Annotated in this window: 10 protein-coding genes; 1 reads left to right on the top strand and 9 read right to left on the bottom strand. The window is 62.7% G+C overall.

The annotated features are described in order from the left end of the window. Window positions 1–199: 199 nt before the first annotated feature. Window positions 200–1,216 carry a zinc-binding alcohol dehydrogenase family protein gene (locus I6L36_RS08175; protein ID WP_010675411.1) on the bottom strand — a complete coding sequence of 339 codons (1,017 nt, stop codon included), beginning with the start codon at window positions 1,214–1,216 and terminating at the stop codon, window positions 200–202. 100 nt (window positions 1,217–1,316) lie between these two features. Here I6L36_RS08175 and I6L36_RS08170 point away from each other — a divergent pair, with 100 nt between their 5' ends. After that, window positions 1,317–2,189 carry a LysR family transcriptional regulator gene (locus I6L36_RS08170; protein ID WP_042014452.1) on the top strand — a complete coding sequence of 291 codons (873 nt, stop codon included), beginning with the start codon at window positions 1,317–1,319 and terminating at the stop codon, window positions 2,187–2,189. Here I6L36_RS08170 and I6L36_RS08165 read toward each other — a convergent pair whose 3' ends face one another. The 8 genes from I6L36_RS08165 to I6L36_RS08130 form a co-directional block, all read right to left on the bottom strand. After that, the gene (locus I6L36_RS08165) at window positions 2,190–3,614 is read right to left on the bottom strand and encodes a PTS transporter subunit EIIC (protein WP_109112679.1); all 1,425 of its coding nucleotides are present in this window, start codon (window positions 3,612–3,614) and stop codon (window positions 2,190–2,192) included. 87 nt (window positions 3,615–3,701) lie between these two features. Next, entirely contained in the window at window positions 3,702–5,159 is a 1,458-nt protein-coding gene (gene panF, locus I6L36_RS08160) for a sodium/pantothenate symporter (protein WP_042014456.1), read from the bottom strand. Next, the gene (locus I6L36_RS08155) at window positions 5,149–5,397 is read right to left on the bottom strand and encodes a YhdT family protein (RefSeq protein WP_039040309.1); all 249 of its coding nucleotides are present in this window, start codon (window positions 5,395–5,397) and stop codon (window positions 5,149–5,151) included. Before I6L36_RS08155 ends, panF begins: the two co-directional genes overlap by 11 nt. A gap of 268 nt (window positions 5,398–5,665) precedes the next feature. After that, complete coding sequence (gene accC, locus I6L36_RS08150) at window positions 5,666–7,006, bottom strand: acetyl-CoA carboxylase biotin carboxylase subunit (RefSeq protein WP_039040308.1); 1,341 nt, start codon at window positions 7,004–7,006, stop codon at window positions 5,666–5,668. 15 nt (window positions 7,007–7,021) lie between these two features. Next, window positions 7,022–7,483, bottom strand: coding sequence for an acetyl-CoA carboxylase biotin carboxyl carrier protein (accB, locus tag I6L36_RS08145; protein WP_010675405.1), 462 nt, complete (start codon window positions 7,481–7,483; stop codon window positions 7,022–7,024). Between the two features lie 36 nt (window positions 7,484–7,519). Continuing rightward, window positions 7,520–7,969 (bottom strand): type II 3-dehydroquinate dehydratase, encoded by a 450-nt coding sequence (gene aroQ / locus I6L36_RS08140; protein ID WP_039040307.1) that lies wholly within the window; start codon window positions 7,967–7,969, stop codon window positions 7,520–7,522. Between the two features lie 283 nt (window positions 7,970–8,252). After that, entirely contained in the window at window positions 8,253–10,199 is a 1,947-nt protein-coding gene (gene acs, locus I6L36_RS08135) for an acetate--CoA ligase (protein WP_114522745.1), read from the bottom strand. Between the two features lie 175 nt (window positions 10,200–10,374). Next, window positions 10,375–12,162, bottom strand: a complete 1,788-nt coding sequence (locus tag I6L36_RS08130) for an EAL domain-containing protein (protein ID WP_162540595.1) — start codon at window positions 12,160–12,162, stop codon at window positions 10,375–10,377. Window positions 12,163–12,176 lie beyond the last annotated feature (14 nt).

The raw sequence follows: 12,176 nt of genomic DNA, 5'->3' as shown, positions 1-12,176 counted from the left end.
CGTTCAGGTTTTTAGGGCCATCCCGACGGGATGGCCTCTTTTTTATGGTTTTTTCGGGGGAGATGCCCCGTCAGGGACAAAGGTCACCTGCGGGGCTGTGCACTCTTGGGGCTTGTCACTGGTGATTTCACCCCATGATGGTGCATTTATTTACCTACAAGGGAATAGTCAGGACGACGATACCCGCTCTGGCGGCGCCTCAGCGATGGAAACCGCTCATGTCGATCACCAGCTTGCCCACCATGCGACCCGCTTCCAGCTCGGCATGAGCCCGGGCCAGGGTGAGGGGTGTCAGTTCGGGCACCACCTTGCTGAGGGTGGTCTTGAGCACCCCTTCATCGATCAGGGCCGCGACCCGGCCGAGCAGGTTGTGCTGCTCGATCATGTCCGGGGTCTGGAACAGGGAGCGGGTAAACATGAACTCCTGGCTGAAGGTGACGCTCTTGGGTTTGAGCAGACCCAGATCCCAGGGGTCACTGGACTCGGCGATGGTGCAGATATGACCAAACGGACGGATGAGGCTGGCCATGGTGTTCCAGTGCTGCTCGGTGGCGTTGGTGCAGAAGATGGCATCCACCTCGCTGATGCCGAGCGCCTTGAGCTCCGCCTGCAGATGGTGATGGCTCACCACCTGGTGGGCCCCCATGTCCAGGCACCATTCCCGGGTTTCGGGGCGCGATGCGGTGGCGATCACCTCCATGCCGGTGAGCTGGCGGGCGAGCTGGATGGCGATGGAACCGACTCCGCCGGCGCCCCCGATGATCAGCAGTCGCCCGGTGCTTTCGCGGGTGAGGCTCATGCGCTCGAACAGGGTTTCCCAGGCGGTGATGGCGGTGAGCGGCAGGGCGGCGGCTTCCAGATCGGTCAGGGTGACTGGGGCGATGGCGGCGATGCGCTCGTCCACCAGTTGCAGGGCGCTGTTGCTGCCCGGGCGGCTGATGTCGCCGGCATACCAGACCCTGTCACCGGCCTTGAACAAGGTGACGTCGCTACCGACGGCGATCACCTCGCCCACGGCGTCCCAGCCCAGTACGCGGGGGCTGCTTTCGACCTTGTCCTTGGGGGCGCGTACCTTGGTGTCGACCGGATTGATGGAGGTGGCGTTGACCCGTACCAGCAGATCCCGCGGGCCCGGTGTCGGATCGGGCAGATCGCTCTCGATGAAGCAGTGGGGGTGGTTGCTTGGCAGATAGTGAGTCAGGGCAATGGCTTTCATGGCTTTTCCTTTCAAATAGCAGTGTTCGGGATTGCCACTCACTCTAGTCTGGATGATTATCAACATTAAGATGGGTAATTGGTAAAGACTGTTTGAATATATGAACAATGTCGAACTGGAGTTGATGGGGTTGTTCGCCACCGTGGTGGAGCAGGGGAGCTTCACCGGGGCGGCCGAGGTGCTCGGCATGCCCAAGTCCTCGGTGAGCCAGAAGATCTCGCGCCTTGAATCCCGGCTCGGGGTGAGGTTGCTGCAACGCACCACCCGCAGGCTCAGCCTGACACCCCAGGGGGAGGTCTATGTGGCCCATTGTCAGGAGCTGCTGGCACTGGCGCGCAGCGCCAATCTGGCGATGGCGCGGTTGCGCGCGGCTCCTGGAGGGCGGGTGCGGATCACTGCTCCCGAAGCCACGGGAACCTTGCTGCTTGGTCGGATACTGGCCGAATTTCGCGCCCTCTACCCCGAGGTGGTGCTGGAGCTGACCCTTTGCGATGAACAGCTGGATCTGGTGGGGGAAGGTTACGATCTGGCGCTGCGGGCAGCGCCGCTGAAAGATTCCAGCCTCATCTGCCGGCGCATCGGCCAGGTGGCGCGCCATCTGGTGGCATCTCCCGGTTACCTGGCGGCCAACGGGACGCCGCTCCAACTCTCGGAACTGGCCGGACACGCCTGCCTGGTGCATGGCTCCTTGCCGGTGTGGCCATTGCAGGAAGGGGGCTGGCGCCCTCGCGGGGCCTGCCAGAGCAACAGCCTGCTGGCGCTGCGGGAGCTGGCACTCCATGACGGGGGGATTGCCCTGCTGCCGGCCCATGTCTGCGGCGACGATCTGGCGGCGGGGCGACTGCTCAAGGTGCTGCCGGATCTCCTGGTTCCGGTGAACCCCTTTTATCTCATCTACCCGAGCCGGGAACACCTGGCCCCCGCCCTTCGCAGCCTGATGGACTTCGTGGCCGAACGTCTTCCCTTCGCCTGATCACTGGTGCTGGCCAAGAGGAGCCTGAGCCGGTTCGAGACCGAGCGGGACCGACTGGCGTTCCGCCAGCATGCGGATCTGCCCTTCGATGAGGCCTGCATGGGGGCCGAGCACCAGCACCAGCTGATGTTCGTTGAGCACGACCCAGGAGAGGCAGCCCAGTCTGGCCAGGCAGGATTGATCCACCAGGGCCATGTCGCGAACCCGCAGGCTGAGGCGGGTCAGGCAGACGCTCATGGCCTGCAGGTTGTCCATGCCCCCCAGCATCTTGAGGTACTGGATAGCCAGCATCTGGGGATCGGTGGGGGCCACGGTCGCGAGCCGAGAGAGATCCTCGGCCATGGGTTTGCCCGGCAGACTGAGGGGGGCGTGTTCCAGCAGCCGGGAGAAGAGCAGGGCATAGACGACGAAGAAGAGGATGCCCAGGGGGATGAGCCAGAAGCTGTGCAGACCGGCGTGGTAGCTCAGCACCAGATCCAGCAATCCGGCGGAAAAGTAGCTGCCCACCTGGATGTCGAGCCCGCTGCAGATGGCCAGCGACAGCCCGGTCAGCAGGGCATGGGCCAGAAACAGCCAGGGAGCGGTGAAGGCAAACAGGAACTCGATGGGCTCCGTGATGCCCACCAGTGCCGAGGTGAGCGCCAGGGTGAGCAGCAGCCCTCCCTGGGGCAGTTGCTGCATCCGCTGGCGATGGATCCAGATGGCAAAACAGGCACCGGGCAGGCCGAACATGATGACCGGATAGAGCCCGGCCACATAGCCTTCATGCAGCGGCTGGGCGGTCGAGAGGGCTTGCAGGTTGCTCTCCCCGAGCCCGATGAGGCTGCCCAGCACCTGGTGCAGGCCGAGGGGGATCAGCAGCCGGTTCAGCACGCCGTAGCAGAAGGCGCCAAAGGGCGTGGTGAGCAGATCGGAGGCGAGCAGGGTGAGCCCCTGTTCCAGCAGCGGCCAGAGGATGGAGAGGGGGAGCACCAGCAGCAGGCAGGCCAGCGCCGAGAGCAACATGCCCGGCAGATCTTCCTGCAGGGGGCGCAACCAGCCCGGCAGCCGCAGAGCGCGGGCCCGGGAGCAGACCATGGCGGTGACGAGCCCGGCCAGCAGGCCGCAGATCATGTCCGCATGCAGCCCGGGCACCAGGGTGCCCAGCGCCGAGCTCAGCAGCAGGAAGTTGACCGCACCGGCGAGCGCCTGAGCTCCTTGACCCTGGCGACTCAACCCGAAGGCGATGGCCACCGCATAGATGAGCGGCATCTGGCTGAACAGGGCGCGACCGGCGAGGGAGAGCACGGCGAGATCCAGCACGTCCGGTTGGCCGAGCCGGTGGAGCAGGGCGGCCAGGGGCAGGATGGAGACGGGCAGCAACAGGGCATAGCCGAGGCGCTGCAAGGACTGGGTCAGGATCTTTCTGGCGTTCTGGACTGGCATGGGGGCACGGTATTTGTGACGTGGCGCACATTTTACCCGTGAGCCCCCATTTGGGAATAGGCGAGCCTTCCTTTATTGATCCTTTTCTTAATTTTGATCAAACAATCGACGGACACGCTGATCCGGGGCAGGAGTGAGCAGGCTGACAAGAACAAAGGCCGCCAGGCCAAGGGCCAGGCTCGGGACGATGGCGTGCAGACCGGCCACCTTGATCCCCCACTGGCTCAAGGTACCGTAACAGAGGATGCCGCAGACCATGCTGGCCAGGGCTCCCGGGCCGTTGGCCCTGGACCAGTAGAGGCCGAGCACCAGGGGCCAGAGGAAGACCGCCTGCAGGCCGCCGAAGGCGAGCAGGTTGAGCCAGATGATCATCTCGGGGGGCTGGAGCGCCGCCAGCAGCACCAGGGTACCCAGGATCAGGGTGCAGAGCAGGGAGAGGCGCGGCACCCGGACCTCCAGCTTCTCCTGCCTGGGGTTGAGGTAATTGAGGTAGAGATCTTTCACCAGGGTGGCGGAGGCCTGGATCAGCTGGGAGTCGATAGTAGACATGATGGCCGCCATGGGGGCCGCCAGGAAGACCCCGGCCAGCCAGGGGGGGAGCACCTCCATCATCAGGGAGGGCATGATCTTGTCCGGGCTGTCCATGCCGGGCAGGATGGCGCGGCCCAGTGCCCCGGCCAGGTGCATGCCGAACATCAGCAGGGCGCAGACGATGGTGCCGATGAGGATGCCCCGGTGCAGCGCCTTGCTGTCCCGGTAGCCAAAGCAGCGCAGCGCCGAGTGGGGCAAGCCCACCACCCCGATGCAGACCAGCACCCAGAAGCTTAGCATGAAGGGCTGGGTCAGCATGTCGCCGGCCCCCTGGGGGCTCACCAGCTTGGGATCTATCTCCTTGAGCTGGTGGACAAGATTCGGCAACCCGTCACCGGCGATGAGGATGCCCGCCAGCAGGGCGCCAGTGCCGATGAGCATGACGATGCCCTGCAGGGCATCCGTCATCACCACGGCGCGAAAGCCGCCGATCACCGTGTAGAGCAGCACGCAACTGGCAAACAGGAAGAGCCCCTGCTGATAGCTGAGGCCGGTCGCCGTTTCCAGCAGGCGGGCGCCGCCGATGAACTGCACCACCATGGTGGCGATGAAGGCGAGGATGATGGTGACCGAACCCAGCACGACCACCGCCCTGCTCTGGTAGCGGGCCCACAGCATGTCGTTGATGGTCACCGCGTTGACCCGGCGGGCGATGATGGCGAACTTCTTGCCAAGCACCCCCAGGGTGAGCCAGACGGTGGGCAGCTGGATCATCGCCAGTAGCACCCAGCCGAGGCCGACCTTGTAGGCGGCACCCGGCCCGCCGATGAAGGACGATGCAGAGGTATAAGTGGCCACCAGGGTCATGGCGAGCACCAGCCCCCCCATGCTGCGGTTGCCGATGAAGTACTCCTGCATGAAGTTGCCGCCGGTCCGGTGGCGACTGGCCCAGAAACCGACCCCCAGTACCAGCACCAGGTAGATGCAGAGCGGCAGCATCAGCTCAAGATTCATGGGGTGGTACCTCGCTATCCAGGGGAATATCGACGAACAGGCGATCCACCATGAGGGCGCAGAGGCCGATGAACAGCAGGGGCATCAGGATGCAACTGAGCAGGAACCAGAGGGGCAGGTCCCACAGCTCGAGATCCTCGGGGATGAAATAAGCCGAGCCATACCAGGCGACAAAATAGAGCAGGGTCAGCAGCAGGCAGAAGGCTGCTTCCCGACGGGCGAGTGCGAAACGGTTCACTGTGGCCTCCGACGAGTGAGCGGGGCGCAAGAATAACAAAAAAGGGCCATGTCGCCATGGCCCTTTTTTACGTTGGCGATCCGGGTGGATCGCGCAATATCCCGATGAAAGGGGTCTTTGCAGACCCGACTTCTTGTGCAGGGAGTGGCTGCTCATGCGGCCACCGTGCTCAATGGGCCGGGCCTCAAGCCATTACAGACCCAACTTCTTGTGCAGGTAGTGGCTGCTCTGTGCTGCCACCGTGCTCAATGGGTCGGGTCTCAAGCCATTACAGACCCAACTTCTTGTGCAGGTAGTGGATGTTGGTGCCACCGTGCTGGAAGTTTTCGTCCTTCATGATCTCTTTTTGCAGGGCGATGTTGGTCTTGATCCCTTCCACCACCAGCTCGTCGAGGGAGTGACGCATGCGGGCGATGGCCACGTCACGGTTCTCCCCATAGCAGATCAGCTTGCCGATCATGGAGTCGTAGTAGGGGGGGACCTTGTAACCCGCATAGATGTGGGATTCCCAGCGCACGCCCAGGCCGCCCGGCGCGTGGAAGCGCTGGATGAGACCAGGAGAGGGCAGGAAGGTGGCCGGATCTTCGGCATTGATCCGGCACTCGATGGCATGGCCACGGATGCGGATGTCCTGCTGGGTGATCGACAGGGGCTGACCGGCGGCAATGCGCAGCTGCTCCTTGATGAGGTCGACGCCGGTGACCATCTCGGTGACCGGATGTTCCACCTGGATACGGGTGTTCATCTCGATGAAATAGAACTCGCCGTTCTCGTACAGGAACTCGAAGGTACCCGCACCGCGGTAGCCGATCTCGAGACAGGCGCGCACACAGCGCTCACCGATGAACTTGCGCATCTCCTCGGTGATGCCGGGGGCCGGCGCCTCTTCCACGACCTTCTGGTGACGGCGCTGCATGGAGCAGTCCCGCTCACCCAGATAGAGGGCGGTACCCTGACCGTCAGCCAGCACCTGGATCTCGATGTGGCGCGGGTTCTCCAGGTACTTCTCCATGTAGACCATGTCGTTCTTGAAGAACTGGCCCGCTTCGGATTTGGTCAGCGCGATGGCGGAGGCCAGTTCGGCCTCGTTGCGCACCACGCGCATGCCGCGACCACCACCGCCACCGGCGGCCTTGATGATCACCGGATACCCGATCCGCTTGGCGATGGCGGCGTTGCGCTTGGCATCGTTGTCCACCGGGCCGTCGGAGCCGGGTACGCAGGGCACGCCCGCCTTCTTCATCGCCTCGATGGCAGAGACCTTGTCACCCATCAGGCGAATGGTCTCGGCGCGCGGGCCAATGAAGATGAAGCCGGATTTCTCGACCACTTCGGCGAAGTCGGCATTCTCGGAGAGGAAGCCGTAGCCCGGGTGGATGGCGACGGCACCGGTCACCTCGGCGGCGGCGATGATGGCCGGCACATTGAGGTAGGACTCACCGCTGGCAGGTTTGCCGATGCAGATGGTTTCGTCCGCCAGGAGCACATGCTTGAGCTCCCGATCGGCAGTGGAGTGAACGGCCACTGTCTTGATCCCGAGCTCTTTGCAGGCGCGCAGGATCCGCAGGGCAATTTCACCGCGGTTGGCGATGACTACTTTGTCCAACATGGGTGGCATTTTCCCTTATTCGATGATGAACAGCGGCTCGTCAAACTCGACGGCCTGACCATTTTCAACCAGGATCGCTTTGATCACGCCGGCCTTGTCAGACTCGATTTGGTTCATCATTTTCATGGCTTCGACGATGCACAGGGTGTCGCCGACATTGACGTGCTGACCGACTTCCACGAACGGCTTGGCTTCCGGGCTGGAGGAGCGGTAGAAGGAGCCCACCATGGGGGAGCGCATCAGATGACCGCTCGGGGCGGCATCGGCAGCAGGTGCAGCGGCTGCTGCCGGAGCAGCGGCAACCGGTGCGGCAACCTGAGCTGCGGCCTGGGGCATGATCATCTGCGGGGCAACGCTAACCTGGCCGGAGAAATTACGGCTGATGCGAACGGACTCTTCCCCTTCGGAGATTTCCAGCTCGGCGATGCCGGACTCTTCAACCAGTTCAATCAGCTTCTTGATTTTGCGGATATCCATTAGCATTCTCTTTCTTCTTTATCTGATCAGTGATTATCAAGCCGCGCGCAACTGATGCACGGCCGCGGTTAAAGCGAATTGGTAACCATCGGCACCCAACCCGCAGATCACCCCCTTGGCGACATCAGACAGATAGGAGTGATGACGGAAGGGCTCCCTGGCATGAACGTTTGACAGGTGAACCTCGATAAAGGGGATGGCCACACCCAGCAGGGCATCGCGCAGGGCAACGCTGGTATGGGTGAAGGCGGCGGGATTGATGATGATGAAATCCACCTGGCCCATGGCCTGATGGATGCGGCCGATCAGCTCGTGCTCGGCATTGGATTGCAGATGTTCCAGGGTGACACCGAGTTCGCTGGCGCTGCGCGTCAGATCGGCGACGATCTCATCGAGCGTCTTGCTGCCGTAGATTCCCGGTTCCCGCTTGCCCAGCAGATTCAGATTGGGGCCGTTGAGCAGGAGGATTCGGTGATGTTGCGACATATTGAGTACATCCTCGATGATTATGCTGCTATCTATCAGCTATCTTTGGACTACCAAAAATCTAGCCAATTTTTGCACAAATCGGTGTGCCCTGACACACAGATTTCGCAATTATATTGATTTCGTGAAAATTAGCAGCATTTTACTGGTCTAATCTCTACATCTGGCTATTTATTGGCCTGGTTTGCCCGCAAGCCCGGCCTGCCACCGAACTCTGCCCTGTCCGGATCCCGAAGACAACAAAGCCGGCACGTGGCCGGCTCTGTTGACGTGGGGAAGAGACTCACGCCGCTTCCGACTTCTCGCGGATCAGCTTGTCCACGACCCCCGGATCCGCCAGGGTGGAGATATCCCCCAGGCTGTCGGTTTCGCCGGTGGCGATCTTGCGCAAGATACGCCGCATGATCTTGCCGGAACGGGTCTTGGGCAGCCCCTCGGCCCAGTGGATCACGTCCGGGGTCGCGATGGCGCCAATCTCCTTGCGCACCCACTCCTTCACTTCCTTGTGCAGCTCGCGGCTCGGCTCTGCCCCGGCGATCAGGGTGACATAGGCGTAGATGCCCTGTCCCTTGATCTCGTGGGGAACGCCCACCACCGCCGCTTCGGCGATTTTCGGATGGGCCACCAGAGCGGACTCGATTTCGGCGGTGCCCATGCGGTGGCCGGAGACGTTGAGTACATCATCCACCCGGCCGGTGATCCAGTAGTAGCCGTCCTCGTCGCGACGGGCACCGTCGCCGGTGAAGTAGCGACCCGGGAAGGTGGAGAAGTAGGTCTGCTCGAAGCGCTCGTGATCGCCGAACACGGTACGCATCTGGCCGGGCCAGGAGTCGGTGATCACCAGGTTGCCCTCGGTGGCGCCTTCCAGCGGCTCACCCAGGTTGTCCACCAGAGCAGGCTGTACTCCGAAGAAGGGACGAGTGGCCGAGCCGGGCTTGAGCGCGGTGACGCCGGGCAGCGGAGTGATGAGGATGCCGCCGGTCTCGGTCTGCCACCAGGTGTCGACGATGGGGCAGCGCTCGTCGCCGATGGTGCGGTAGTACCACTCCCAGGCTTCCGGGTTGATGGGTTCACCCACCGACCCCATGATGCGCAGGCTGGTGCGGGAAGTGCCTTCGACAGCCTCCTTGCCCTTGGCCATCAGTGCGCGAATGGCGGTGGGGGCGGTATAGAGGATGGTGACCTGGTGTTTGTCCACCACCTGACTCATGCGGTTGGTGGCCGGGTAATTGGGCACCCCTTCGAACATGACGGTGGTGGCGCCGTTGGCCAGCGGCCCGTAGACCAGATAGGAGTGACCGGTGACCCAGCCCACGTCGGCGGTACACCAGTAGATGTCCTCTTCGTGGTAGTCGAACACGTATTTGAAGGTGAGGGCGGCATAGACCAGATAGCCGCCCGTGGTGTGCAGCACACCCTTGGGTTTGCCGGTGGAGCCGGAGGTGTAGAGCACGAACAGGGGATCTTCGGCGCCCATGGCTTCGGGCGGACAATCCGGGCTGGCGGCGTTGACCGCATCATGCCACCAGATGTCTCTGTGCTCGTGCCAGGCCACGTTGCCACCGGTGCGCTTGAGGACGATCACCTTGCTGACCTTGGTATCCGGGTGGGTAAGGGCCTCATCCACGTTCTTCTTGAGGGGGATGGGGCGACCGCCTCGCAACCCCTCATCGGCGGTGATGACGACGGAGGCGCCGGAGTCGATGATGCGGCCTGAGAGCGCCTCCGGCGAGAAGCCGCCGAAGACGATGCTGTGCACGGCCCCGATGCGGGTACAGGCCAGCATGGCGATGGCCGCCTCCGGCACCATGGGCATATAAAGGCAGACCATGTGGCCACGCTTGACCCCCTGGGCTTTGAGCACGTTGGCAAACTTGCACACTTCGGCGTGCAGTTCGCGATAGGTGATCTTGCGATCTTCAGCCGGGTTGTCCCCTTCCCAGATGATGGCGACCTTGTCGCCGCGCTCGCTCAGATGGCGATCCAGGCAGTTGGCCGAGACGTTGAGCAGGCCATCCTCATACCACTTGATGGAGACGTGGCCCGGATCGTAGGAGGTGTTCTTGACGCGGGTGTAGGGGGTCATCCAGTCGAGGATCTTGCCCTGCTCCCCCCAGAAGGCGTCCGGATCCTGCACCGACGCCTGATACATGGCTTCATAACCTTCCTTGTCCAGCAGGGCGCCGTTGCCGATGTGGGCCTTGACCGGGTAGACCTTGCTCTCGCTCATCTCTCACTCCTGTGAATACATTTTCTTAATGATTGAGTAACAACTTATACCTTTGGTTCCCGAGGGCAATTAGACTTTTGGATAGCGACGAAGATAGCAGGTGAGAGGACACGTTGAGGGTAAAGAAGGGAGCCATGGGCTCCCTTCTTTACTTTCGTGGTGGCGCGGCCAAGGCTCAATGGCGGACGGGGAGCAGGGAAGGCAGGTGGGGTTCTGGCAGGGGATGGCTGAACAGGTAGCCCTGTCCCTCCTCGCAATGCAGGGATTGCAGGAACTGGCGCTGGGGCTGGGTTTCTATCCCTTCCGCCGTGACGGCCATGCCGAGGGAGCTGGCCAGCTGGACTATGGTACGGCACAGCTCGCGGCTGTGCTTGTCGTCGGGCAACGCCTGGACGAAGGCCCTGTCTATCTTAATGCGATCGATGGGCAGGCTCCTGAGCAGGCTCAGGGAGGAGAAACCGGTGCCGAAGTCGTCGATGGCGATCTGTACCCCCAGCGCCTTGAGACGGGTGAAGAGCCGCAGACTGTGATCCACGCTCTGGATGATGCTCTCGGTCACCTCGATCTCCAGCCGCTCGGCAGGAAAACCGGTCGCAGCCAGAATGGCTGTCACCCGCTCCACGTAGTCGTGGGAGCGCATCTCCCTGACCGACACATTGACCGAGAGCCTGGGCACGGCGCGCCCTTCGGCCAGCCACTGCTGCCCTTGCTGGCAGGCGGTGCGCATCACCCATTCGCCCAGTGGTTCGATGAGACCGCACTCCTCTGCCACCGGAATGAAACGGTCCGGGGATATCATGCCAAGGCTGGGATGCTGCCAGCGGATCAGGGCCTCCAGGCCGCTGAGATGACCATCCGCCAGATCCGTCATGGGTTGGTAGAGCAGGCGAAACTCTTGCTGCTCAATGGCCTTGAGCAGTCCCTGCTCCAGCAGCATCCGCTCCCTGGTCTGTGCCGTCATGTCGGGGGAGTGGAACAGATAGCCGTTGCGGCCACGGCGCTTGGCTTCATGCATGGCGTTGTCCGCCGCGCTGATGAGGCTGTCCGGGGTCTGGCCATGCTCCGGATAGAGGGAGATGCCGATGCTGGCGGAGAGCCTCACCCACTCCTGGCCGATGTCGGCGGGATCGTGCAGCCTGCGTTGCAACGCCTCGATGAGACCCTGTAGATCCTGGGTCTCCCTGATGGCGGGCAGCAACACCAGAAATTCGTCTGCCCCCAGCCGGATGGCGATGTCTCCGGGGCGCAGACAGTGGCGAATGCGGTCTGCCGACAGCTTGAGCAGCAGATCGCCGGCACTGTGCCCCAGGTTGTCGTTGATGAGCTTGAAGCCGTCGAGATCGATGAACAGCAGCGCCAGGACGTGGTGGTTCACCCTGGCCGTCTCTATCTCCAGGGTGAGGCGCTCTTGCAGCAGATGGCGATTGCCGAGATCGGTGAGGGGATCGTAATAGGAGAGGTGCTGCAAGCGGGCTTCGGCCTGATAGAGGCGCAGTGCATGGCGGTGGGCCATCTCCTGGAGGCCGGGTGACGCGGGTGCGTCGAGGTGGGGGCCTGTCTGCGCGGATTCCCTCATCACGAGGAAGATGCCGCTGAAGGAGCCGTCCTCATCCAGCACGGAGCTGACGCTCACTTGCCAGCGTGCCGGGGAGGCCGCGCGGGAGAGACCGACCATTTCCACCTCAAATGTGCATCGTGGGGGACCTTGCCGCAGTTGCTGAAACAGCGGGAGCAGCTGGGGAGTCTGGGCAGGGACAATGTCGAACAGCGTCTTGCCCGGGTGCTCTGCCCGCGCGAGGCCGGTCAGTTCGGCAAAGCGTCCGTTGACGTCGCGACACCTGAATTCGTGATCGAAGACCCCAATCCCGACGTGCGCCTGGGCGAACAGCTGTTGCAACTCGTAGGGAGAGAGCGGGCCTGACAAATGCCGTGTCGGAACCGATTCGGGCAGCACTTTTTCCATGGAGGCTCCTGAAT

Source organism: Aeromonas sp. FDAARGOS 1406, assembly GCF_019048565.1.
Taxonomy (GTDB): domain Bacteria; phylum Pseudomonadota; class Gammaproteobacteria; order Enterobacterales; family Aeromonadaceae; genus Aeromonas; species Aeromonas caviae.
Note: the sequence above shows the minus strand (reverse complement) of the source record. Positions and strands in the feature narration are given on the sequence as shown.

Coding starts and splice junctions, on each gene's coding strand:
- acs (WP_114522745.1), bottom strand. CDS start 10,199: ATGAGCGAGAGCAAGGTCTACCCGGTCAAGGCCCACATCGGCAACGGC.
- I6L36_RS08175 (WP_010675411.1), bottom strand. CDS start 1,216: ATGAAAGCCATTGCCCTGACTCACTATCTGCCAAGCAACCACCCCCAC.
- panF (WP_042014456.1), bottom strand. CDS start 5,159: ATGAATCTTGAGCTGATGCTGCCGCTCTGCATCTACCTGGTGCTGGTA.
- accB (WP_010675405.1), bottom strand. CDS start 7,483: ATGGATATCCGCAAAATCAAGAAGCTGATTGAACTGGTTGAAGAGTCC.
- accC (WP_039040308.1), bottom strand. CDS start 7,006: ATGTTGGACAAAGTAGTCATCGCCAACCGCGGTGAAATTGCCCTGCGG.
- I6L36_RS08170 (WP_042014452.1), top strand. CDS start 1,317: ATGAACAATGTCGAACTGGAGTTGATGGGGTTGTTCGCCACCGTGGTG.
- I6L36_RS08130 (WP_162540595.1), bottom strand. CDS start 12,162: ATGGAAAAAGTGCTGCCCGAATCGGTTCCGACACGGCATTTGTCAGGC.
- I6L36_RS08165 (WP_109112679.1), bottom strand. CDS start 3,614: ATGCCAGTCCAGAACGCCAGAAAGATCCTGACCCAGTCCTTGCAGCGC.
- aroQ (WP_039040307.1), bottom strand. CDS start 7,969: ATGTCGCAACATCACCGAATCCTCCTGCTCAACGGCCCCAATCTGAAT.